Origin of the sequence: Sedimenticola selenatireducens (assembly GCF_007625115.1) — a bacterium.
GTDB lineage: Bacteria > Pseudomonadota > Gammaproteobacteria > Chromatiales > Chromatiaceae > Sedimenticola > Sedimenticola selenatireducens_A.
Genome location: NZ_VMNH01000005.1, coordinates 266,514 through 289,136 on the forward strand (window position 1 = coordinate 266,514; position 22,623 = coordinate 289,136).

A 22,623-nucleotide genomic window follows, 5' to 3' on the forward strand; every position below is an offset into this window, starting at 1 on the left:
GCCAGTTGAAAAAGGGATAGATCAATGGCTTCGAACACCATCCTACTGCTTGAAGATGACCAGCCCCTGAGGGAGTACTACAGTCTAAGCCTGGAGGCACATGACTATGAGGTCGTACAGGCTGAGAACAGTGAGCGCATCGTAGAATTGATCGAGAAATATCAGCCCGCTCTGGTTGTGACGGACCTAGTCATGCCTGATCACGACGGCCTGGAGGGGATCTTTAAACTGATCGGCAAGTATTCAATACCTGTCATGGTGCTGTCCGCTTATCCGGAATTTATCCAGTTATCCAGGCCAGTGGTGACCGCCACCTATCTTAAACCCCTGTCAGCAGAAGATTTCGTTAACGCCATTAGGAAAATTCTGGCCCGACCTATACATCCCTGAGAGTGATGCTGATCAGATCGGCTGTAGATTGGCATAGGCGGCCACCAGCCACTTCGCCCCCACCTGCTCGAAGTTGACATGTACCCGCGCACTCCCGCCCTGACCTTCGGCATTGAGTACCACACCTTCACCAAATTTTGGGTGTAGTACACGCTGTCCCAGCTGGTATCCGCTTTCATGCAGGGTATAGCCGGTTGAGGCCGCCGCGTAAACCGGCCGACTTATTTGTGGCCTGGATCGCACCTCACGAATCAGGTCAACGGGAATCTCTCGCAGAAACCGGGAGGGCAGGGGATAGGACTCACTGCCATGCAGGCGGCGGCTTTCCGCATAGGTGAGATAGAGTTGCTCCATCGCACGGGTCATACCTACATAACAGAGCCTCCGCTCCTCTTCGAGCCTTTCCGGATCTTCCGCCGACATGCTGTGGGGAAAAAGTTTCTCCTCAACGCCGGCAATAAACACCAGCGGAAACTCCAGCCCCTTGGCCGAATGCAAAGTCATCAGCTGCACGCAATCCTCAAACTGGTCACCCTGATTCTCACCGGCCTCCAGCGCCGCATGAGCCAGAAAGGCCGACAGTGGGTCCATCTCCTCCTCTTCAGCTGACAATTCGTAGCTGAACTCACGTGTAGCATTGACCAGTTCCTCCAGATTTTCCACCCGGTCTTGTCCTTTGCCATCTCGGCTTTTACGAAAATGATCCGCCAAGCCGGACGCAGAGACGACCTGGTCCGTCATCTCGTGCAGGGAAAGCCCCTGAACACTGGCCTGCTGCTCGGCAATCAGTTCCAGAAAGGCATTTAAGGCCGTAGCGGCCCGCTTGGTCATCGCACCACCCTTAATCAACTCATGGGCTGCCTGCCAGAGCGAACAGCCAAAATCACGGGCATGGGCACGTACTGCATCCAAGGTGCGAGGGCCTATCCCACGAGGCGGCTGATTGACTGCCCGCTCAAAAGAGGGATCTTCCTGGGGATTGGCCATCAAGCGAAGATAGGCCAGCGCATCCTTGATCTCAGCGCGTTCAAAAAATCGCAACCCACCATACACCCGGTAGGGCAGTTGAGCCTGGATGAGCGCCTCTTCAAACTGTCGTGACTGGGCATTGGAACGATACAGAATCGCGCACTCATCCCGACGATGTCCCTCTGTAGCAAAGTGCCTGATCCGTTCGACTACAAAGCGCGCCTCATCCACCTCATTGAAGGCGTTATAGAGATTGATCGGTTCGCCCTCGCTACCGTCCGTCCAGAGCTCCTTGCCCAGACGAGAGGGATTATTGGCAATCACCGCATTGGCTGCCTTAAGGATGGTAGCCGTGGAACGGTAATTTTGCTCCAGTCGCAGCAGTGGTGCATCAGTGAAATGTTTTCTGAAATCCCGAATGTGTTCCACCCGGGCGCCGCGCCAACCGTAGATTGATTGGTCATCATCGCCTACGGCAAAGAGACTGTTCTGCTCACCTGCCAACAGTCTCAGCCAGGCATACTGAATGGTATTGGTATCCTGAAACTCATCCACCAGAATATGCTGAAAGCGCTCTCTGTAGTGGTGCAGAATATCCGGTCGATCCCGTAGCAGCTCATGGGCACGCAGCAGCAACTCCGCAAAATCCACCACGCCACCCCGGTCACAGGCAGACTGGTACTCGCTATAGATACGAATCATGGTGCGCTGATAGGGATCACCCCCGTCATCCATGTGCTGTGGTCTCACCCCCTCATCCTTGCGACCGTTGATAAACCACTGTGCCTGGCGGGGTGGCCAGCGCGCTTCGTCCAGATCCATCGCCTTCAGCAGGCGTTTTATCATGCGAAACTGGTCATCTGAATCGAGGATTTGAAAATTCTGAGGGAGATTGGCATCTTTCCAGTGGGCGCGTAGCAACCTATGAGCCAATCCATGAAAAGTCCCCACCCACATACCACCCACCGGATGCCCCAGCAGGACCTCGATCCGCCCCTTCATCTCCTTGGCCGCCTTATTGGTGAATGTGACGGCCAAAATATTCCAGGGCGAAGCCCCGATAACCTGCAGCAACCAAGCGATGCGATGCACCAGCACTCGCGTCTTGCCACTTCCGGCACCCGCTAAAACCAGCATCCCACCCGGCGGGGCAGTGACTGCCTCGCGCTGGGCATCGTTTAAACCTTCAAGAATATGTGATACGTCCATGGGATTATCTTAACAGTGGTTGCGCAGGATCACGACCGCCAACAAAAAGTAAACTCCGACAACCAGCGAGAACCGTTTATTGATCGGCATCATTTCCCTACGCTTCATGGCGTTTTATAAGAGAGACGTAGAGTTTGAACAGGGCAAGGGAAGGAATAACGATATCAGACTAACAATAAACCCCGCGTCAGGATTGCACGCATTAAGGGGTTCCAGGAGGGAGTCTCACGGGTATTGATCGCGTCATGCCCGTTTTTTTTGCCATTAAATTAGGCTGGCAGCAGCACACCATAGCGTTCGCGTAATTTAGGCTTCTCAATCTTTCCCGTTGCATTGCGCGGTATCAGATCAAAGTGGATGCACCGAGGACGTTTATATTTGGGTAGGCGCTGAGCAAAAACAGTAGCCTCCTCGTCGGTCATATCACAACCCGGCTTGAGTTGAATAATCGCCGTTACTATTTCCCCGAGGCGCTGATCCGGCGTCCCAATGACCGCAACATCCTGAATATGGGGATGCTCCATAAAAAAGTGCTCGACCTCCACGGGGGAGACATTTTCACCCCCGGTAATAATCAGGTCTTTTTTACGATCGACCAGCCAGATAAAACCCTCTGTATCTGTCATGGCGATATCCCCGGTATGCAACCACCCGTCACGAAGCGCCTCCCGCGTCGCCTCCGGATTGCGATAGTAACCGCGCATGACACCAGGGCCCTTCACAATCAACTCACCCGGTTCACCCGGTGGTAACTGACAGTTACTGTCGTCAACAATACAGGCCTCCCAATCAAACCCAGGCTTTCCTATTGACCCGATTTTATGGGTATTACCCAGACCCAGATGGAGACAGCCGGGCCCGGTACTTTCAGTCAGGCCATAGTTGGTATCATACTCATGATGTGGAAACAGCTTGCGCCACGCCTTGATCAGATTGGGTGGTACTGGCTGGGCGCCAATATGCATCAAACGCCACTGGTCCAGTTTGTAACGGCCAAAATCGATATCGCCATTCTCCCAGGCAATCAGGATATCGTGCGCCCAAGGCACTAACAGCCAGACAATGGTCGCTTGCTCTTCTGATACCGCTTTAAGTACCCAATCGGGCCTTGCTCCCTTCAACAGTACCGCTTTTGCTCCCACCAAAAAATTTCCAAACCAGTGCATCTTGGCACCAGTATGATACAGCGGCGGAATACAGAGGAAGTTGTCTTCATGGGTCTGCCGGTGGTGCTGATTTTCCACATAGCAGGCGTGCTCAAGATTTCTGTGGGTCAGACTCACGGCCTTCGGCAGCCCGGTTGTCCCCGATGTGAAATAGAGCGCTGCGTCATCCATCAGATCAATCGCTAATTGGGGAGACCCTGAATCTTCACCATCAACAAAACAAGCATAATCAACCGCAAAGTCAGGGCACAGACGCTCTGGTCCGATATAAATATAGTGCTCAATGGTACGATCGAGCGCGGCTTTTACTTCACAGATTCGCTCAATAAACTCCGGTCCAAATAACAGAACTCTGGCCTCCACAATATCGTTGCTGGCCTGGATAATCTCGGACTCAAAACGGAAGTTAAGCGGTGCAACAATGGCCCCTGATCGAAGGACACCAAAATAGCAGGGCAGCCACTCAAGGGAATTCATCATCAGATGAAGTACTCGATCACCCTTGCGAACACCACAGGCGATCAAGGCATTGGCAAAGCGGTTTGCCTCCTGATCAAATACGCGCCAACTGATCTCTCGCCGACTGTTGATTTCAGGATCACGTTCAATCAACGCGATCTCATCGGCATACATACGCCCATTGCGGGACAATATTTCGGTAATTAACATCTTTAGAATTAGCCTGACATTCTATTGGCGATACCCCCTGGAAACTCAACAATGCCCCAATATCAATTGAGAGTATGAATTGTTGAGAGACAGCACAGGACTTGTGGGGTTAATCTACCACATAAGATAAGGCTAATGCTTCCCCATCAAGGCAGTGACTAGAGCTTGATGGTCGCGATAGGGCCGAGAGCCGCCTCAATCTCCATAAACAGGGGCAAATCCGCCTCTGGAAGACCGGCCATTGCGCCATAGCAGGTGACCCGCATAACATTAGGCTGCTGATCAGACGTTAGCCAAAGATGGTACAAACGGGACACCAGTGGATTTCCACCATCCCATACGGCTAGCCGGCTCAGGTTAAGCGCCGCCACCTGGACAGGCGCAAGGCCAACGATCTCTGTCTCACCTTGTTGTACCCTGACAACTGAAAAACTATCGGGCTGAATCTGCTGAGGCGTCTCCTTAAGATCCCGCACCTCGAAACTGCAACTGGGCCAATACTGGTCCAGATCAGAATGCTTTGTCACAACCCCACGCTGTACAAACAGTCGCGTGTGTCCGGGTTTGATCTCCAGCGTATCATGGAGCACCAAGATGCTCCCTACGGGCACTTGGAAAAAAGCCGAATTACGATCTCTAATCGACTGCTGAACACAGCCCGTAACAAGCATCAGCGTGACGATAGCTATAATCGATTTTAATAAGGAACTCATCCTGCACCTCCGCAGTCCAATCTACCCAATAGACAAATCAAATCCCATACGGTTTCACTAGCCTATCGAAAGCGGGTTAAATCTTCACGGTATTTGCAATAGTTAGCAATCCTATATCAATTCTCTGGTCTATACTGGGGTTTATTGATTCGTTCTGTCGTAGAGGAAATACCAATGAAGTCCCTGTTAGCAGTTGTTCTTAGCACCTTACTTATGATCACCGCCAGCAACGCATTAGCCGCCAAGAAAGAGGGTAAAGCCTATGGGGCCGGTGGCGTTTCCGAAGAAAAAATGAGTGACACCGCTGCCGAACATCGCAAGGCCTATGCGGGTGAGAAAGAGAAGAAAGTGAAAGAAGAAAAGGAGATGAAGGAAGAGAAAGAAGTGAAGGAGAAAAAAGCGAAGAAAGAAAAGAAGGTAAAGAAAGAGAAATAGCCCTTTCCCTTGCCAGTAAGCCACCTTATTAAGGTGGCTTACTGGCCTGTCAAAACGCCTGCCGTCATCTATGCTAACGTATAAATTAATCTAAATTGCCCGCTACCGTTTTAATGGGGGATTGATGTTTGTAGCAATGAGCAAGTTTGTCGTCGCCAATAATATGAGTGACCAGGTTCGGGAGGCATTTCGAAATCGGCCAGGGCTTGTCGATAGTGCAGAAGGCTTTATCCGTATGGAGGTACTTAATCCTGACGATAACCCAGACGAATTCTGGCTCGTCACATACTGGCAGAAAAGTGAAGATTGGCATGAATGGTATCACGGCCATCAGTACAAAGCCTCGCACAGCAACATACCCAAAGGATTGAAGCTCGATCCCGAAGCAACCATGATTCGGACTTTTAACTGTATCGCAAGTTAAGCGTAGGAGTCTTCCAGCATGTCCGCTGAACAATCGAATCACTTCCCTGCTATTAACAAGGCCCATGTAGTCGACGCTATCATTAACGCCTATCGCCTGCAGCAGCCAGAACCGTTCCAGCGTGGAGGTACTGCATTTGAACAGAAATGCCGGGAAGACATTGCCTATCATCTGGATTATCTCAACATGGCGGCTGATGCCGATGCACCCGAGATATTTGCCGAGTACTCACGCTGGCTGCGAGATGTTCTGAACAGCAGAAATGTTCCGGCACGTTGTGTTGCTTTCTCTTACGAACTGCTGATAACCCATTTTGCTAACCACCACCCAGAAGAAAGCGTATTGCTCGGTAATATTCTGGAAGCCGGGATTCAAGCCATAGATGATGACAAGCTACCTCAGGTAGCGCAAACATTACCTGCCAACGCCCTGGAAGCAGAAAAGTTTAGTCTCCTGATCAGTCAGGGTGCCCGGGAGCAGAGTCGCAATCTCTATTTCGACAAACTGAAACAGAGCTCTTCTCTTGCACAAACTAATCTGGATCTGTTGCAACCTTCACTCTATGAAGTGGGTAGACGTTGGCAGATCAATCAACTCAGCGTCGCCCAGGAACATATGGCTACCGCAATCTGTCAAAACTTAATGGCACAAGGATTTGGCAAAGTCCCTTTTGCGGCGAACAATGGCAAACGCGCAGTCTTTGCAGCAGTCGAAGGCGCACAACATGCCCTGGGTATCCAGATGGTTGCAGACGGTTTTGAAGAGGCCGGCTGGGCGTGTGACTTCATTGGTGCAAATACGCCTTTGGCAGATCTTCTTGTCTATCTGGATCGTGAGAAGCCCGATTTGTTGGGACTCTCCGCCACCTTACCGGTAGACATCGCCCAGGCAAAGCGGATGACCGCCCAGATACGCGCCGAGCTGGGAAATAGCTGCCCGGTCATTATGGTGGGTGGCCTGACTACCAATTACCTACCGCGCAGTTGGGAGCTAACCGGTGCAGACATCTGGGCAGTAAATGCCGTTGAAGCGATCAAAGAGAGCAAATGAACCCACTGACTGACGCACCCGAAAAACGTTATATACCGCTATCACTTCTACGGTTCAGAACACTGCTTGTGGGTGTGTTTGATCAGGGTGGACAGGTACTCGAATCCAACGCCGGATTTCAGATGCTCTGCACAGAGGAAGAGAGCGCCAACGATTGGAACTGCAGTGAATACTTAATTAATCCCTCATGGGATCAATTGCATCTTTCTACCTCATCCGATGATACTGATGCACCAATTTATCAAGGTATTCTCACACTACGATTTCCAGAAGAGAACTACCAATCAGTAACGGCGATGATCTTCCGGCAAGAGGGACTCTATTATCTGGTCGCCGAATATAATGTGGAAGAGTTGGGATTGCTGAACACCAGTGTCACCGCGCTGAATGACGAACTGATGCGAATGCAACGGGAACTGGTACGCACCAATCATAAATTGGAAGAACAGCGCGAACTCTTTCGTATGGCCAGTATCACGGATGTATTAACCGGCCTGTACAATCGTCGCTTCTTCATTGAATCACTCACTGAAGAGATGGAAAGAAGTGATCGCTATGGAAAAAGCCTCTCATTGATATTGTGCGATGTTGATCACTTCAAACAAGTCAATGACACCTATGGTCACGACCAGGGTGATCAGGTCTTACGCGCCTTTTCCCAATTAATAAATGAGTCCTTGCGTAGTTTCGATATTGCCGCCCGCTTTGGCGGTGAAGAGTTCATCCTGCTGCTTCCGGAAACAACCATCGAACAAGCAGTAATGACGGCAGAGCGCTTGCGAAAGCAGTTTAAGCAACAGAACATGACAACGCCACCCACAACAATAACCGCCAGCTTTGGGGTGGCAGAATACACCAAAGGCGAAACAGAGGACGAAATAATTAAGCGTGCAGACCTGGCTCTCTACCAAGCGAAAAAAACTGGCCGAAATCGCGTTGAAAAAGCGACTGATTAAACGCTGGAAATAGCGCCCTGTTTTATTCTGATGATTTTCACAACTGGTAGATACGATCGCCTGGCTCGTTAATTCAATCAGGTTAAACTCCGCATTTGCATGGTGGAGATGACTCGTTATCCCTTAGTGCTTACACTGAAAAAAAACAAACACACTGCCCCTTATTATCTGTTTTCATTTGCTGCCGCAAATATCCAACAATGGACCCCTGACTTTAACTCAGCTTAGTAGGCCGGATTATATTTCGATAAGAAATAATAGAAATCACAGTCCATACCGCTGTTCGTAAAGTCATGGCACCAACGGTGCGGAACTCAAATAAACCATCGTTCAGTATATGTAACCCCAGCAGGCCAAATACAACAAGCGTGGCAAGTGCGATAACGATCGACAGCCATACGCTCCAACGTTGCACCATGAACAGGCCTGCCCCTGCGATCAGATAGACAAATCCAATGACAAAATTAAACCAGAGTACAAAAGGCACATAGTGGCCAGCATTTTCGCGTGCGGCCCCTTCAAAAAATAGAACCGACCCACCTGATTTGATAGTCAGTAAACCAAATACAATGGCAATGATGCTGACAATCCAGATACTCATCGGCTTAGATCCAATCTTTGATTGCATGATGGTTTCCTTTAATGAGATGTTGCAAATGTACCTTTACGTTTCTGCTCTTTTACCTATCTTCTTTGTCAGTGGGTCATCGCTTACCTATCTACTCAGGCAGACTGATTGATAGAAAATTATTGTTTGAAACTGACGCTCAGTCTCAGTGGCATACGATTTCGACGCGTCGATTCAGTGAACGGCCTGATCCAGTCGAGTTGTCTGCAATGGGTTGCGTCTCACCGCGGCCAACTGCTGAGATGCGCATTGCATCAACACCCCGTCCAACAACTGCGGCAACGACGGCTTCTGCACGGCGCTGCGATAGCTTGTCGTTATATGCATCAGAACCTTCGCTTGACGTATGACCTGTCACGGTAATTTTTGATGCGGCTGAAGCCTTGAGTCCGGTGGACAACGTATCCAAAAGCGGGGCAGACTCTGCTTTGATGGTCGCCGAATCAAAGTCAAAATTGATGCCATGAATGATCGAACCACATCCGAGAGCCGGTACACGCTGCTCGGAACACTCTGTTTTCAGATTTGGTGAAGCATCCCCCGAGTAAAACCGAAATGGCGCACCGTTGGTTGATCGAACACCGGTGATCTTACCTTGGTCGTCAACGGCCAACATGAACGTGCTTGAGATCGCTCCCTTACGCGTTTTGCCGGTTGCGCGTAAAAGGTTGCCACTGACTGTGCCCTTGAGATCACCCACCCGGTCATAACAACCAGAGACGCTTGCCCCCTCCTGCTTGAGTTCCAATAAAGCACCCCGGCCTTTCCACTTACCCTGAAAATCTTGCGACAGTGGTACTGATTCCTGACTTCCGTACCCAATGATTTCACTGAATTCAAAAAAGGTCTTGTCGCGTTGGATATCAATCCCGCCCTCCAGGGTAACTCGAACCCAACGGACTGGCGTTTCGAGTGTTGCTGGAATTGTGGTCGTTTGCCCCTTGGCAGAATGGGTTACAAGCGTCGCAGTGGCGAGTACACGAAACTGCTTGGGATCGCTGTCAGAGCCAGCGATCTCTACTTTTCTAACAAATGTTTGCGATGGGCTGGGGGTTTCGAGCACGCTAGGAATGGCAAATTCTTTAAAGAGTGTTAACGCAGGCAATTTGTAAACAAAGACCACGCTGGTTTGCGCTGCACCCGGCTTAGGTGTTAAAACGAAACTACCATCATTGCCATCAATTGCCAGAAGCGCCTGCTCCATTCCAACTTTCAGACCATTTGCGTCACCCTCGATTACAACCGGAATAGCACCTTGCGCAAAGCTGATATAGTCGACACCCTGCTGATGCTCTTTAGCTGTAATTGGTGCCACATGCGTCACAATCGCAGCAAGCAACAGTGACTTGATGTAATTGGAATAGGTGCCTAAGTGCATCATTCTATTCACCCCAGTTTAGTAACCCGGGCATGCTCTAAATACCCATGCTTTCGTTTGCCAAACATCTTGATCGAAAAAAATAATGGCTAACGTCGAATATAACAGCGTAATTCTGATCGTAGTAGAGAGATAACTATCGCTGCATTACTCAAGCCCAGAAAAAATACTCGCGACTACCGAATCGTTTATCGGCATCGGATATTTTCGTATATGAATTATTGGGTTGACCCGCGTTGGCACATAAAACCTGCCCACCCTACCTGGCTTATAAAGTGTGTCTGATTATTTCGGTTCATACATTACTTTCCCATTACAGACCGCTTTCAGTACATAATCTGGTATTGATCCAGGTTTCGAATATTGACGTTGAATATCGTCTACATTTATTGCGCGTGAAGAATTTAACTTCACCCCGCCTATAGGGCGAGAATAGTAATCAATATTGCCTATGCCAATCTCATTATGCGCGCAATCGATGGTATAAGTTACTTTTTGACTACGGTATTTCTTGCCAGCCTCGAGTGATTGATCTCGGAAATAAACACGATAAGCATCAACAATGATCACTTCAACCTCGACAGGTGCCAGCAGAGCTACGTACATTCCCTTTCTCACATACTTAGATGAGGTATCTAGGAACAAAGTACTCGCGATTCCTATGTCTTCATTAAAATGATCTGGTCGCAGAAAAAGCGCGATGATCGGGTCGTGGCTGTCATTCGCATGGATTACTATTGTACGTTTGAGATCACTTAGAGATTTCGGTGTCCATGGATCTGTTGTGTTTGTTTGCTCAGCCGCTGCTGCACTGAAACTCGCCATACTCATTGATATTAATATTGATGCCGCAAACAATGGGAACTTATATGTCATATATTTACTCCTCTCTGAAGCTATAGAACCTGAATTTACTGTTAACGTTTGAATTAAACGGCCTGCGCGGCTTTTCGTGCAGGTCCGCTCGAATGGTGGATTAGCCAGCCGATTGGTGGGACTACGACCATTTAACAAGCCCCTTCTGAATACGCGAGCAGAACACATCGACCTCTTTGGCAGAAAGGCACTCTGCCTTGTAGATCGACAACATCTCGAACCGGCATGCGGGCGCACAGGTGCCAAGGAGTGCCGTTTTCAACACCCGTTTCACGGGCTGCCACAACAGCAGGCGGTCAACCCACCACGGCGAGCCAAGCGACGTAACAACTAGCGCTCGCCGCAAGCTGTGAAGTCTTGGCTTGATTGGGCCAAGGTCGGTAGCGTGGTCGTAGGCAATGCCGGGAGCCCAGACTCGGTCGAACCACCCCTTCAGGATGGCGGGAAAGCCAAACCACCAAGTAGGGAACACCAGAACGAGGGCTTCAGCCGAAAGCAGCCGCTCTATCTGTGCTTGAGTGGCAGAGGAATCAAATGGAGGATCGTAATAGCTTTGGCGTTCGCTGACAGTAAGCGAGGGCGAGAATTCGGTTTCGTAGAGATTTTCCACTTGTACTTCGTGTCCAGCTTCAGTCAACACTTGGATAGTGAATCGAGCCAAGGAATGGCACAGGCTGTCGGCAATTGGATGGGCGACTACGACAAGACACTTCATGTTAAAAATGGCCTACGCGATACGGTGCTCATGCTGGCTAACGCCGTGCTTTGTGGCTGGTTTGTAGCGAAAAAACGGTCCATTAACAGCACCTTGTTAGGGCCTATACGGTATAGTTGAAGCGAAAACTTTATTCGACAGCTCCAATTTTCCCTTTATTTGTAGCATTCTCCTGACAGATCTCATTGATAATTCAGAGGACACAGTGGGTCCTAGAATAATCCTATCTATTAACCCATCTACGGTAAGTGGTGCATTCATGCCAGGAATCTGACTGAGTTTTAATTTCAATTTCGGCTCTACACCTTTTTCAGTAATATTGTATCCAAACATTGATGCAAAATGACCCTCAGGGTCTTTATCATTGAGATACACAAACCGCCATTCTTTCTCTTCCTTGAATCCTATGTGCTTAGTAAAGAGTGAGAATACTTTGAGCCTTTCAATCCAATACCAAGCTATGGCATTTAGGACCTCATCTGACTTCTCTTGTTCTTTGAGTAGCTCGGCCAAACTATGAATTTTATGCTTTATCCATTCAAGCCTAGATTCTTTAGTAACATACTTAACCGAACTAAGTATTAGAGGTGATTTTTCGTTTGGCTCTATTTGCTTTGTATCAATTACAAAAGCTACGCCATCTCCATTTGCCCCATAACCACGCCACATCGAAAGAACACCGTCAAAGTCATCTTTATCATGCAAAGAGAAACACGAAATATACGTGTCTAACACATGGTTCTCATCAAACTGATTAAAGTAGTGATCAAAATAGTGTAGCAGTTGACCAAATACCTTCTCACTTCCACAAGCTTCAATTAGAGCTTCATTTCCTCTAAATTCTGCCGCCCCCTGATTCATACCAAAAACCAGCTCATCTAAGTCATTCATATTCAGAGGGTTAGAAAACCAGATTTCTTCACCTTCAACTATATAATCAAAGTTTTGGATTGACGTGTAATGAGCCAGCAACGGAGTTTTGCTCGGAAACTCTGATACATCGTCATAATCTTCCCACAAGGACCTATGAATTAAGTCGTTAATTGTATCCATATACCTTCTCAGCCCTAACGTTTCGCACAGCCGAAAGGAGCCGCGTAGCGGCAACGCATCGGCTGGTGCGACTGGTTAAATGACACGATTTCAACAAAGTGATTAACTGTGTGACCCAATGCTATTGCCATTACCTGGTTTCCTTTCTTTGGCCAACATCCATTGCTCGATTAATGGCCCTGATTACGACTATTGACGCCTACCACTGCGCTTACCATTTTGGGCTATGCATTGTTCCCGCACGGCCAAATGCTCTTATGCATTTTCTTGGTTGATAAAAGCCTTTCTTTTCCTTTCGTCCTCTTGCCCTTCTCTTACCATTCGTACCAATTGCTTTGCTTGCTTTTCATTTAACCTCTGATTATGCGGCTTCTTCGCTGCCTTGAGTGATAAATGCAGCGAGCTCACTCGGTTAATTATATTAAGCGACTTATTGTTCTATGCCTGATTTGGCAGACATGGGGAGCGTGATTGTTCAGCTTCGTGCCCCAGATATGACTTTAACCGCAGCAGGCTATCAAAGAATAGAATTAGGGGAAATAATACATGAGCATGTCTGGTCACGATAAATTTATTGGTACAAGAAGAGATGCCTGATTTGGTAGAACGCCTGGTAATGAATTGAGTGCAGGAGTAGGCACTGATCTACCCCTGCACTTAAACAGATGAACGACTCTGGACGATTATTCAACTGTAACCGATTTGGCTAGGTTTCTCGGCTGATCCACATCGGTGCCTTTGAGTAGGGCGACATAATAGGAGAGCAGTTGCAGGGGTACGGTGTAGACAATCGGTGCCGTGGTGGGGCAGATATCATCCAGGGTCAAGCTCTGGTAGTTATCCAGTTCGATTTTTACGCGCTTGTCACTGAACAGGAACAGTTCACCGCCGCGGGCTCTAACCTCTTGCAGATTCGATAACACTTTTTCCAAGAGTGGATCATCGGGTAGGGCGCAGACCACTGGCATCTCAGCGTCAACTAAAGCAAGTGGTCCGTGTTTCAGTTCACCGGCGGGGTAGGCCTCGGCATGGATGTAAGAGATCTCTTTGAGTTTCAGGGCGCCTTCCATTGCGATGGGATAGAAGGGGCCGCGACCGAGAAAGAGGGCGTTGCTGCGGTCGGCAAATCCTTCAGCCATTTTTTCGATGGCATCATTCAATTGCAATACCACTTCCATCTGGCGGGGCAGGGCGTGCAGCTCTTCAACCCACTCTTTGAGTTGGGCTTCATCAATGCCTTGGCGACGTGCCATCGCCAACACCAGCAGTCGCAGGGCAACCAACTGGGTCGTGAAGGCCTTGGTGGAGGCCACGCCAATCTCGGGGCCGGCACGGGTCATCAACGCCACATCGGATTCCCGTACCAGGGAACTCTCGGGTACGTTGCAGATGACAAGGCTCCCCAGGAAACCCTGCGAACGACTGCTGCGCAAGGCCGCCAGGGTATCGGCGGTTTCACCGGACTGGGAGATGGTGACGAACAGGGTATCTGGTGCAACGACCGTTTTGCGATAACGGTATTCACTGGCGACTTCCACATTACAGGGGATGCCAACCTCTTCAAACCAATAACGGGCGACCATACCGGCGTGGTACGAAGTACCACAGGCGATGATCTGTACTTGTTTGGTCTTATCCAACAGCGCCTTGGTTTCGTATCCAAAGCTCTCTTCCAACAATCGTCCATTATGGATGCGGCCTTCGAGTGTCTCCGCAACCACGGCCGGCTGCTCAAAAATCTCTTTCAGCATGTAGTGTCGATAAGGGCCCTTATCGGTTGCGGAGGCATTCAGCTTGGAAGAGACGACAGGACGTTCAACCGGTGCGCCTGTGCAGTCAAATATCTGTACCCCTTCACGTCGAACATCGGCCAGATCCCCCTCTTCAAGGAAGATGAAGTTCTGGGTCTCGGTGAGTAGGGCAAAGACATCCGAGGCAACGAAGTTTTCACCATCACCCAGACCGATGACCAGCGGTGATCCGGCACGGGCGACTACAATCCGATCAGCATCATCGGGGCTGGCCACCGCCAGAGAGTAAGCGCCGACTAACCTTGAGACAATTGATTTAAACGCCTCGCAGAGATCACTGTTTTGCTTAAGCGCTTCTGCCATCAGATGGGCGATTACTTCGGTGTCGGTCTCGGAGGAGAAGTGGTAACCCTTGGCCTTCAGCTCTTCCCGAAGCTCGGCATGATTTTCGATAATGCCGTTATGCACCACGGCGATCTGCTCGCCACTCATGTGAGGATGGGCATTGCGCTCGGCCGGCATGCCGTGGGTTGCCCAGCGGGTATGCGCAATACCTAACTCGCCTTCTATCGGACTCTCTTTCATTCGCTCCTGCAGGGAAGCCACTTTACCCACAGAACGGATGCGCTGGATATGCCCCGCCGCATCCCTGATGGCGATACCCGCAGAATCATAGCCGCGATACTCCAGGCGACGCAGTCCCTCTATCAGAATTGGGGTGATATTCCGTCTTGCTACTGCGCCTACGATGCCACACATATTCCGTTATCCTTTATTTTGTCGCTTTCGCGGTACCTATACGCACAGGGTCGGAGTCAAATTTTTAATTTGACTCCGACCCTTGGTAAGTTAGTTACTCTTTTTTTCCGGCCGTTTCCAACCCTTAAGGCTGAGCTGTTTGGAGCGACTGAGCGTCAGGGTTTCTTCAGGCGTATCGCGGGTGATCGTGGACCCGGCACCGATAGTTGCACCCGCACCCACCGTAACCGGAGCGACCAGTTGTGTGTCCGAACCAATAAAGGCGTTATCACCAATAACCGTACGGAACTTGTTTACGCCATCATAATTACAGGTGATGGTTCCCGCACCGACATTAACTGTACGGCCGATGGTGGCATCACCAATGTAGCTGAGATGATTGATCTTGCTGCCCTCCGCAACATCACTCTTTTTGATCTCGACAAAATTACCGACATGCACCCGTTCGGCCAATACGGTTGCCGGACGTAATCGGGCAAAAGGGCCAATGATGGAGTCGCGACCAATCACGGCATCTTCAATGACACAGTTCTCTTTGATCCAAACACCGTCGGCAATCTTGCTGTTGCGGATCACGGTATTGGCACCGACCCGTACCCGATCACCCATTGTTACTTCACCCTCAATCAGCACATTGATGTCCAGTTCAATATCCTGTCCGGCCTGCAAACGGCCACGCAAATCAAACCGTGCGGGATCGCGTAAGGTAACGCCCTGACGCATGAGTTGTGCGGCCTGATTCTGTTGATGCTGGCGTTCAAGTGCCGCGAGTTGCAGCCGGTCATTCACACCTTCTACCTCGTATGGGGCAGACGGATGCGCTGTCGTTACCTGAATACCTTCGGCAACCGCCATGGCAACAATGTCAGTAAGATAGTATTCACCCTGAGCGTTATTGCTCTCCAAGCGGGTCAGCCATCCGGCAAGCTTTCCCCGATTGGCGATCAAAATTCCGGTATTGATCTCACAGATAGCCAGTTCGGCCGGTGAGGCATCTTTTTGTTCTACGATGCGCGTTACTTGGCCCCTTTCACGTACGATGCGGCCATAACCCTGTGGGTTATCCAGGGTGACCGTCAGTAACGCCAGGTCTGTAGCAGCCGATTGTTGAATGAGCGCATTCAGGGTCTCTGTACTGGTAAGTGGGACATCGCCATACAGCACCAGCACACGGTCCATATCGGCCATGGCGAACATCGCCTGTTCAACCGCATGGCCGGTGCCCAATTGCTCAGCTTGCTCAGCCCAGATCAGGGTTGCATCCGTTATCGCTTGCTGTACCTGTTCGCCACCGTGACCATAGACCACGGCCACTTTTTCTGCACCCAGACCCTGGGCTGTCTGAATGACATGCGCTACCAGTGGACGGCCAGCAATGCTGTGTAACACCTTGGGGAGTGACGATCGCATCCTTGTTCCTTGCCCAGCAGCAAGTATCACAACACCCAACTTCATAGCTTTCCCTCTTCCTGTGACCTTAATTCAGATTAATTGATCGAACAGCTGCCACTGGCAGGTGCCATATCTTCCACTGTAGCGTCACGCACCTCAACAATCTTTATCATCACCTTGAGGGTTTTTCCAGCGAGGGGGTGGTTGCCATCCACGGTCAGCTTGTCGCCCTCTATTTTACTCACATAGAAGGTCTTGGTCTCACCCTCCTGATTCTGCATCTGCACCTCGGCACCCAACTGTCGAAACTGGGGAGGCACATTCTCAATATCATCGGTAAAGGTCAGCTCTGGATCGTGCTCACCAAAGCCATCCTCCGGCTGTACTTCCATCTCAACCTCATCCCCCACGCCCTTGCCTGCAATGACTTTATCCATACTGCCAATGAGTTCAGTTTCGCCGCCGTGAACATAGCTGACAGGGATATCATTCTGTTCTAAGACATTGCCTTCCAAATCGGTGATATGGTAGGTGAGTGAGACAAATTTTCCGGGTTTTATGACTTCGCTGGACATAGCTTACTGCTCCGCTTGATTAAAAGACCTCCCAGTGGAAGGCTCGTGATTATACCATCCACATCCGTCTGCTGCGCCTAAACTCGCCCCTACACCTTCATAGGTAATTATTTCCAACCAGCGGAACTGTCACGCCCGATTACTGCTATTGTTTAAAGAGTGGCGGAATACCCTCTCTCGAAACTACCAATATGGGTGGAAATCCGCCAATTTTCAATTATTGACGGACTTCAAAAAAACGATCTAAGTTATTTATAATCAATAAGATAGCCTATTTTTAGTGGCAAGTTTTCTTATTGGCACCGCCTTTGCAGCATAGAGTGAACCAGATTGGCATACCCCACTAGGAAAGCATGCCAAGCATGGAACACCAAAGACAACGCAACAGGAGGAATCCAATGCACAAAACTCTGATCGGTCTCGCCGTAACCGCAGCAATCACCCTTTCATCCACCGCTGCCATCGCGAACTGCGACCCCGGTGAAATGGTGATCAAATTCAGTCATGTAACCAATACCGACAAACATCCCAAGGGTATTGCCGCCTCTCTGCTTGAGAGCCGTGTCAACTCCGAGATGAATGGCAAGGCCTGTATGCAGGTCTATCCAAACTCTACCCTGTACGATGACAACAAGGTCTTGGAAGCCATGTTGAATGGTGATGTGCAGTTGGCCGCACCTTCACTCTCAAAGTTCGAAAAATTCACCAAGAAATTCCGCATCTTCGACCTGCCTTTCCTGTTCGAAGATGTCGAAGCGGTGGATCGTTTCCAGAACTCTGCCTCTGGCGAGAAGCTGAAAAACTCCATGAAGAAGCGCGGCCTGCTGGGACTCTCATACTGGCATAACGGTATGAAACAGCTTTCCGCTAACAAGCCACTGATCAAACCTGAAGATGCACAAGGCCTTAAATTCCGTGTGCAGGCCTCTGATGTATTGGTCGCTCAATTTGAGCAACTCGGCGCCAACCCTCAGAAGATGTCTTTCAAAGAGGTTTATGGTGGACTTCAGACCAAGGTTATCGATGGCCAGGAGAACAGCTGGTCCAACATCTACGGCAAGAAATTCTTTGAAGTACAAGACGGCGTAACTGCCAGTAACCACGGTATCCTCGATTACCTGGTTGTGACCTCCGACGAGTGGTGGAATGGCCTGCCAGCAGACATTCGTGGACAGCTTGCACAGATTCTGCAGGAAGTCACTGAGACCCGTAACTCTGAGTCTGCCAAGGTGAACCAGCAGAGCATGCAGCGTGTTATTGAAGCAGGCGGTGTGGTCCGCACACTGACTCCAGAACAGCGTCAGGCATGGGTTGTTGCCATGAAACCTGTCTGGAAAAAGTTTGAGGATGATATCGGTGCAGACCTGCTGGAGGCCGCCGAGGCTTCCAACAAAAAATAAGTTGTAGCAATACCAGGCGACCGCCCATGCGGTCGCCTGTCCTATAAATCAAACCTGTTTTTATGCCTTCGAGGAGGCTTTGATGGATTCCGCACCCACGTCCCGGCTCGGCAGAGTGATGGATCAGATCGAGGAGACTTCAATCGCAGTCTGCCTTGGTCTTATGACCCTGATCACCTTTGCCAATGTGATTGCCCGTTATGTTTTCAACAACAATATCCTCTGGGCCCTGGAGACCACCGTTTTTCTGTTTGCCTGGCTTGTGCTGATGGGCTGTTCCTATGGGGTAAAAAAACAGTTCCATATTGGCGTTGATGTGGTGATCAATATGGTTTCACCCAAGACACGCAAAATCATGGCACTGTTATCCATAACAGCGTGCTTGGCCTTTGCCATATTGCTACTGATCGGATCCTGGGATTACTGGTATGCGTTTGCAACCAAACGCGCCTTCCTCGAAACCAATGATGTACCGATGCCAGATTTCCTGCAGTTCTTTGCGGTCTGGCTAAACGATGGCGAACTTTACGAAAAGATGCCGCGATTTATACCTTATCTTGCACTGCCCCTGGGCATGGCATTGTTAACCCTACGCTTCCTTGAGATCGCCTGGAAAGTAATCAAAGGCGAGCAAGACTCGATCATCGCCAGTCACGAAGCTGAAGCCAGCATGAGCGAAGATCCACACCATCCTGCAGGAGAGAAATAATAATGGATATCTTATTCCTCTTCTCGATGGTTATTGGCTTGATGCTGATCGGCGTACCGATCGCCATTGCCCTGGGTCTCTCCAGTATCATTTTCCTGTTTATCCATTCAGATGCTTCTTTGGCATCTGTGGCACAAACGCTATTCTCCGCCTTTGAAGGGCACTACACCCTGTTGGCCATTCCGTTCTTCATTCTGGCTTCCAGTTTTATGTCGACCGGTGGTGTGGCGCGGCGAATCATTCGTTTTGCTATTGCTGTAGTGGGCTGGTTCCCCGGTGGCTTGGCCATGGCCTCTGTATTTGCCTGTATGATGTTCGCCGCATTGTCCGGTTCCTCTCCGGCCACCGTGGTCGCAATTGGTAGTATCGTCATTGCCGGTATGGTCAAGGCTGGCTATACGAAAGAGTTCGCTGCCGGAGTTATCTGTAACGCCGGTACACTGGGCATTCTGATTCCACCCTCTATCGTGATGGTGGTATACGCAGCCGCCACGGATGTATCAGTCGGCCGCATGTTCCTGGCCGGTGTCATACCTGGCACCCTGGCCGGTGTGATGCTGATGATCGGTATTTATATTGCTGCCCGGGTAAAGGGTCTCCCCGCTCAACCCTTTGCCGGTTGGGGTGAAGTATTTGATTCTGCCAAGGATGCCGGCTGGGGTCTGATGCTGATCGTCATTATCCTGGGGGGTATCTATGGCGGTATCTTTACACCGACCGAGGCTGCAGCAGTAGCCGCTGTTTACGCCTTTTTCATTGCCAATTTCATTTATAAGGACATGGGGCCGCTGGCAGACAAAACTAAAGGCAACTTCTTTACTGCATTGATCTCTGTCTTCTGGCACAAAGATACCAAGCACACCCTTTATGATGCGGGCAAGCTCACCATCATGCTGCTGTTTATCATTGCCAATGCGTTGATCCTCAAGCATGTACTGACGGAAGAACGTATTCCACAGATGATTACCGAAGCCATGTTATCTGCCGGTTTCGGTCCTATTATGTTCCTGATTGTGGTAAACGTGCTACTGCTTATCGGCGGTCAGTTCATGGAGCCTTCAGGTCTATTAATCATTGTGGCGCCTTTGGTATTCCCGATTGCAATGACACTGGGTATTGATCCGATTCATCTGGGTATCATCATGGTCGTGAACATGGAGATCGGCATGATTACGCCGCCCGTTGGCCTCAATCTGTTCGTGACGGCCGGTGTTGCCCACATGTCGATGATGCGCATTGTCAAAGCAGCCGCTCCTTGGCTTGGTATCATGTTCCTGTTCTTGATCATCGTCACTTATGTACCCGCAATCTCCACCTGGTTACCCACGCTAATGATGGGGCCAGAGATCATTACTAAGTAGCATGGGAAGATTGGCGCAGCGTGCTTCGGCACCTGCGCCGTCCATAACCACATTTGAGATAGACACCATGAGCATTCCAACACTGAAGACAATCCTCTATGCCACGGACCTGGGAAAAAACATGCGGCCGGCATTTCGTCATGCAATCGGTCTTGCCCAGCAGTATCAGGCCAAGATCATCATGCTGCATGTCGCTGAACCGATCGGTAATACCGGTATGGCCGTGCTTGAACTCTATGTGCCCGACATGAGTGACGATTTTGAGCATGAGGAGTTAAGAGGGATTCTGACTAAGATGGAGCAGCGCCTAGAGGATTTTTATATCGAGGAGCTTGGTGAGGATTCAGACTTGGTCTCTAATGTAGCCGTAGTTACCGGGCGACCAGCGGAAGAAATTAAAAAATATGCAGACGCCAATGACGTAGACTTGATTGTCATGGGAACTCACACCAGTCCAAGCTTAGGGGCAGTGCTGTTGGGTTCGACCGCACGTAAGTTGATCAATATTAGTCAATGTCCTGTAATGGTTGTACCCGTAAAAAAATAACCCTTGGCATGGAGGCAATAATAACGCGGTGATCCAGGAAGGGTCATCGCGTTTTTCTTTTTTGGCTCTTTTGCTGGATGAGTTACTCTTTGAAGTGACTCTTATCCAATCCGTATTTTTTCATTTTATCGTAGAGCGTTTTTCTCGGAACACCCAGTGCCGACATCGTCTCTTTTATATTGCCTTTATGACTCTGTAGTACTTGCTCAATAATGCTCTTCTCGAAACAGTCTACTTGTTCAGGCAATGATACCGGATGTTCAGATTGATCATCATCTGTTCCATGTAACAGATGTTCCAAATCATAACCACAACTCTCACCCAGCAAAGCGTAACGTTCGGCCACATTTCTTAACTCGCGGACATTACCTGGCCAGTTATGCGTCAGGAGTGTGCGTATTTGATGGCTTGATGGAAGCGGCGCTTCCATTTGGTAACGCGCATTTGCGACTAAAAGAAAATGATGGAACAGGAGCGGAATATCTTCCCGGCGATCTCTTAATGGTGGAACCTCCAAGGTCACCACATTGAGGCGATAGAGCAGGTCCTGGCGAAACTGTCCTGCTTCACTGGCCTCTTTAAGATCTATCTTCGTGGCTGCCACCACGCGCATATCCAGCGGTATTAATGTGTTCGACCCGAGCCTTTCTACCACGCGTTCCTGTAATACTCTGAGCAGTCTCACTTGAACGGGCATTGGCATACTCTCAATCTCGTCAAGAAAGAGGGTGCCTCCATTGGCATGTTCAAACTTTCCTATGCGTCGTTCATTGGCCCCGGTGAAAGCGCCGGATTCATGTCCAAACAGCTCGCTCTCAATCAGACTCTCGGGTACTGCACCACAATTGATTGCAACAAAGTTTTTATCACGTCTTTTTGAGTGCTCGTGTAGTGAACGCGAAATCAGCTCTTTACCTGTGCCTGTTTCGCCCAGCACCAGTATATCGGCAGCCGCATTCGATACCTGGGCAATCGTTGCACGCAGTTTTTGCATCGCCGGGGTGCGGCCAATAATGCGTGGACCCGGTACGGCCTGTGCCTCAAGTTCCAGCTTCAGCGACCGATTCTCCAATGTCAGCGCACGCTTATCGACCGCACGACGAACCGTATCGATGAGCTTTTCAGCGGCAAAGGGTTTTTCAATAAAATCATAAGCACCATCCTGGATTGCACTGACTGCCATGGTAATGTCGCCATGACCGGTAACGAGGATAACCGGGATATCCCGATCAATCTGCAATGCCTTTTCAAGAAACGTGAGGCCATCCATACCTGGCATTTTAATGTCACAGACCACCGCGCCATTCCATTCCAAAGAGAGTAGTGGCAATACTTTTTCAGCACCGTTGAAACTTTGTACATCAAAGCCCGCTAATTCCAACGTCTGTTGATTGGCCATTCGAATGTGTTTTTCATCATCAATGAAAAATATGATTGGGTTTATATTACTCATTGCTTGGTATAATTTCCCAGCTTATGCAGCTGTAAGATTGGAAAG

The 22,623-nt window shown here is 49.7% G+C and carries 21 protein-coding genes; 9 read left to right on the forward strand and 12 right to left on the reverse strand.

Annotation, left to right across the window (positions count from 1 at the left end; all coding sequences use genetic code 11):
* The first annotated feature begins 24 nt into the window (after positions 1-24).
* Complete coding sequence (locus tag FHP88_RS05020; RefSeq protein WP_144357917.1) at positions 25-390, forward strand: response regulator; 366 nt, start codon at positions 25-27, stop codon at positions 388-390.
* A gap of 12 nt (positions 391-402) precedes the next feature.
* Here FHP88_RS05020 and uvrD read toward each other — a convergent pair whose 3' ends face one another.
* The 3 genes from uvrD to FHP88_RS05035 all read right to left on the reverse strand — a co-directional run bounded on the left by uvrD (position 403) and on the right by FHP88_RS05035 (position 5,116).
* Positions 403-2,568 (reverse strand): DNA helicase II, encoded by a 2,166-nt coding sequence (uvrD, locus tag FHP88_RS05025; protein WP_144357918.1) that lies wholly within the window; start codon positions 2,566-2,568, stop codon positions 403-405.
* 269 nt (positions 2,569-2,837) lie between these two features.
* Positions 2,838-4,403 carry a class I adenylate-forming enzyme family protein gene (locus FHP88_RS05030; RefSeq protein WP_144357919.1) on the reverse strand — a complete coding sequence of 522 codons (1,566 nt, stop codon included), beginning with the start codon at positions 4,401-4,403 and terminating at the stop codon, positions 2,838-2,840.
* Between the two features lie 158 nt (positions 4,404-4,561).
* On the reverse strand, positions 4,562-5,116 hold the full coding sequence (locus tag FHP88_RS05035; protein ID WP_144357920.1) for a hypothetical protein: 555 nt from the start codon (positions 5,114-5,116) through the stop codon (positions 4,562-4,564).
* Positions 5,117-5,290: 174 nt separating this feature from the next.
* Here FHP88_RS05035 and FHP88_RS19110 point away from each other — a divergent pair, with 174 nt between their 5' ends.
* The 4 genes from FHP88_RS19110 (at position 5,291) to FHP88_RS05055 (ending at position 7,981) form a co-directional block, all read left to right on the forward strand.
* On the forward strand, positions 5,291-5,551 hold the full coding sequence (locus FHP88_RS19110) for a hypothetical protein (protein WP_186297614.1): 261 nt from the start codon (positions 5,291-5,293) through the stop codon (positions 5,549-5,551).
* A 136-nt stretch (positions 5,552-5,687) separates the two neighbouring features.
* Positions 5,688-5,975: an antibiotic biosynthesis monooxygenase family protein gene (locus FHP88_RS05045; protein WP_186297615.1), complete on the forward strand. Its 288-nt coding sequence runs from the start codon at positions 5,688-5,690 to the stop codon at positions 5,973-5,975.
* 18 nt (positions 5,976-5,993) lie between these two features.
* Positions 5,994-7,025, forward strand: coding sequence for a cobalamin B12-binding domain-containing protein (locus FHP88_RS05050; protein WP_144357923.1), 1,032 nt, complete (start codon positions 5,994-5,996; stop codon positions 7,023-7,025).
* Entirely contained in the window at positions 7,022-7,981 is a 960-nt protein-coding gene (locus tag FHP88_RS05055) for a GGDEF domain-containing protein (protein ID WP_144357924.1), read from the forward strand. Before FHP88_RS05050 ends, FHP88_RS05055 begins: the two co-directional genes overlap by 4 nt.
* Positions 7,982-8,195: 214 nt before the next feature.
* Here the strand turns inward: FHP88_RS05055 and FHP88_RS05060 are convergent, their stop codons facing one another.
* The 8 genes from FHP88_RS05060 to FHP88_RS05095 form a co-directional block, all read right to left on the reverse strand.
* Positions 8,196-8,609 carry a hypothetical protein gene (locus tag FHP88_RS05060; protein WP_144357925.1) on the reverse strand — a complete coding sequence of 138 codons (414 nt, stop codon included), beginning with the start codon at positions 8,607-8,609 and terminating at the stop codon, positions 8,196-8,198.
* A 145-nt stretch (positions 8,610-8,754) separates the two neighbouring features.
* Positions 8,755-9,990, reverse strand: coding sequence for an OmpA family protein (locus FHP88_RS05065; protein ID WP_144357926.1), 1,236 nt, complete (start codon positions 9,988-9,990; stop codon positions 8,755-8,757).
* A gap of 282 nt (positions 9,991-10,272) precedes the next feature.
* The gene (locus FHP88_RS05070) at positions 10,273-10,863 is read right to left on the reverse strand and encodes a surface-adhesin E family protein (RefSeq protein WP_144357927.1); all 591 of its coding nucleotides are present in this window, start codon (positions 10,861-10,863) and stop codon (positions 10,273-10,275) included.
* 121 nt (positions 10,864-10,984) lie between these two features.
* On the reverse strand, positions 10,985-11,578 hold the full coding sequence (locus tag FHP88_RS05075) for an NAD(P)H-dependent oxidoreductase (RefSeq protein ID WP_144357928.1): 594 nt from the start codon (positions 11,576-11,578) through the stop codon (positions 10,985-10,987).
* A gap of 96 nt (positions 11,579-11,674) precedes the next feature.
* A complete protein-coding gene (locus tag FHP88_RS05080; protein WP_144357929.1) occupies positions 11,675-12,631 on the reverse strand; it encodes a DUF2971 domain-containing protein in 957 nt (318 codons plus the stop codon).
* 683 nt (positions 12,632-13,314) lie between these two features.
* A complete protein-coding gene (gene glmS, locus FHP88_RS05085) occupies positions 13,315-15,141 on the reverse strand; it encodes a glutamine--fructose-6-phosphate transaminase (isomerizing) (protein WP_144357930.1) in 1,827 nt (608 codons plus the stop codon).
* Positions 15,142-15,231: 90 nt separating this feature from the next.
* Positions 15,232-16,596, reverse strand: a complete 1,365-nt coding sequence (gene glmU, locus FHP88_RS05090) for a bifunctional UDP-N-acetylglucosamine diphosphorylase/glucosamine-1-phosphate N-acetyltransferase GlmU (RefSeq protein WP_144357931.1) — start codon at positions 16,594-16,596, stop codon at positions 15,232-15,234.
* A 32-nt stretch (positions 16,597-16,628) separates the two neighbouring features.
* Positions 16,629-17,108: an FKBP-type peptidyl-prolyl cis-trans isomerase gene (locus FHP88_RS05095; RefSeq protein WP_144357932.1), complete on the reverse strand. Its 480-nt coding sequence runs from the start codon at positions 17,106-17,108 to the stop codon at positions 16,629-16,631.
* Between the two features lie 398 nt (positions 17,109-17,506).
* Here FHP88_RS05095 and FHP88_RS05100 point away from each other — a divergent pair, with 398 nt between their 5' ends.
* The 4 genes from FHP88_RS05100 to FHP88_RS05115 all read left to right on the forward strand — a co-directional run bounded on the left by FHP88_RS05100 (position 17,507) and on the right by FHP88_RS05115 (position 21,125).
* Positions 17,507-18,508, forward strand: coding sequence for a TRAP transporter substrate-binding protein (locus tag FHP88_RS05100; protein WP_144357933.1), 1,002 nt, complete (start codon positions 17,507-17,509; stop codon positions 18,506-18,508).
* An 82-nt stretch (positions 18,509-18,590) separates the two neighbouring features.
* A complete protein-coding gene (locus FHP88_RS05105; protein WP_144357934.1) occupies positions 18,591-19,217 on the forward strand; it encodes a TRAP transporter small permease in 627 nt (208 codons plus the stop codon).
* Positions 19,218-19,219: 2 nt separating this feature from the next.
* Positions 19,220-20,578 carry a TRAP transporter large permease gene (locus tag FHP88_RS05110; RefSeq protein WP_144357935.1) on the forward strand — a complete coding sequence of 453 codons (1,359 nt, stop codon included), beginning with the start codon at positions 19,220-19,222 and terminating at the stop codon, positions 20,576-20,578.
* 67 nt (positions 20,579-20,645) lie between these two features.
* A complete protein-coding gene (locus tag FHP88_RS05115; RefSeq protein ID WP_144357936.1) occupies positions 20,646-21,125 on the forward strand; it encodes a universal stress protein in 480 nt (159 codons plus the stop codon).
* A gap of 82 nt (positions 21,126-21,207) precedes the next feature.
* Here the strand turns inward: FHP88_RS05115 and FHP88_RS05120 are convergent, their stop codons facing one another.
* Positions 21,208-22,578 (reverse strand): sigma-54-dependent transcriptional regulator, encoded by a 1,371-nt coding sequence (locus tag FHP88_RS05120; protein WP_144357937.1) that lies wholly within the window; start codon positions 22,576-22,578, stop codon positions 21,208-21,210.
* Positions 22,579-22,623 lie beyond the last annotated feature (45 nt).

Bases quoted from the DNA above. Each gene is read 5' to 3' on its own strand.
- FHP88_RS05055 (WP_144357924.1), top strand. From the start codon at position 7,022: ATGAACCCACTGACTGACGCACCCGAAAAACGTTATATACCGCTATCA.
- FHP88_RS05110 (WP_144357935.1), top strand. From the start codon at position 19,220: ATGGATATCTTATTCCTCTTCTCGATGGTTATTGGCTTGATGCTGATC.
- FHP88_RS05060 (WP_144357925.1), bottom strand. From the start codon at position 8,609: ATGCAATCAAAGATTGGATCTAAGCCGATGAGTATCTGGATTGTCAGC.
- FHP88_RS05070 (WP_144357927.1), bottom strand. From the start codon at position 10,863: ATGACATATAAGTTCCCATTGTTTGCGGCATCAATATTAATATCAATG.
- glmS (WP_144357930.1), bottom strand. From the start codon at position 15,141: ATGTGTGGCATCGTAGGCGCAGTAGCAAGACGGAATATCACCCCAATT.
- FHP88_RS05030 (WP_144357919.1), bottom strand. From the start codon at position 4,403: ATGTTAATTACCGAAATATTGTCCCGCAATGGGCGTATGTATGCCGAT.
- FHP88_RS19110 (WP_186297614.1), top strand. From the start codon at position 5,291: ATGAAGTCCCTGTTAGCAGTTGTTCTTAGCACCTTACTTATGATCACC.
- FHP88_RS05120 (WP_144357937.1), bottom strand. From the start codon at position 22,578: ATGAGTAATATAAACCCAATCATATTTTTCATTGATGATGAAAAACAC.
- FHP88_RS05115 (WP_144357936.1), top strand. From the start codon at position 20,646: ATGAGCATTCCAACACTGAAGACAATCCTCTATGCCACGGACCTGGGA.
- FHP88_RS05050 (WP_144357923.1), top strand. From the start codon at position 5,994: ATGTCCGCTGAACAATCGAATCACTTCCCTGCTATTAACAAGGCCCAT.
- glmU (WP_144357931.1), bottom strand. From the start codon at position 16,596: ATGAAGTTGGGTGTTGTGATACTTGCTGCTGGGCAAGGAACAAGGATG.
- FHP88_RS05065 (WP_144357926.1), bottom strand. From the start codon at position 9,990: ATGATGCACTTAGGCACCTATTCCAATTACATCAAGTCACTGTTGCTT.
- uvrD (WP_144357918.1), bottom strand. From the start codon at position 2,568: ATGGACGTATCACATATTCTTGAAGGTTTAAACGATGCCCAGCGCGAG.
- FHP88_RS05105 (WP_144357934.1), top strand. From the start codon at position 18,591: ATGGATTCCGCACCCACGTCCCGGCTCGGCAGAGTGATGGATCAGATC.
- FHP88_RS05095 (WP_144357932.1), bottom strand. From the start codon at position 17,108: ATGTCCAGCGAAGTCATAAAACCCGGAAAATTTGTCTCACTCACCTAC.
- FHP88_RS05045 (WP_186297615.1), top strand. From the start codon at position 5,688: ATGAGCAAGTTTGTCGTCGCCAATAATATGAGTGACCAGGTTCGGGAG.
- FHP88_RS05100 (WP_144357933.1), top strand. From the start codon at position 17,507: ATGCACAAAACTCTGATCGGTCTCGCCGTAACCGCAGCAATCACCCTT.
- FHP88_RS05020 (WP_144357917.1), top strand. From the start codon at position 25: ATGGCTTCGAACACCATCCTACTGCTTGAAGATGACCAGCCCCTGAGG.
- FHP88_RS05080 (WP_144357929.1), bottom strand. From the start codon at position 12,631: ATGGATACAATTAACGACTTAATTCATAGGTCCTTGTGGGAAGATTAT.
- FHP88_RS05075 (WP_144357928.1), bottom strand. From the start codon at position 11,578: ATGAAGTGTCTTGTCGTAGTCGCCCATCCAATTGCCGACAGCCTGTGC.
- FHP88_RS05035 (WP_144357920.1), bottom strand. From the start codon at position 5,116: ATGAGTTCCTTATTAAAATCGATTATAGCTATCGTCACGCTGATGCTT.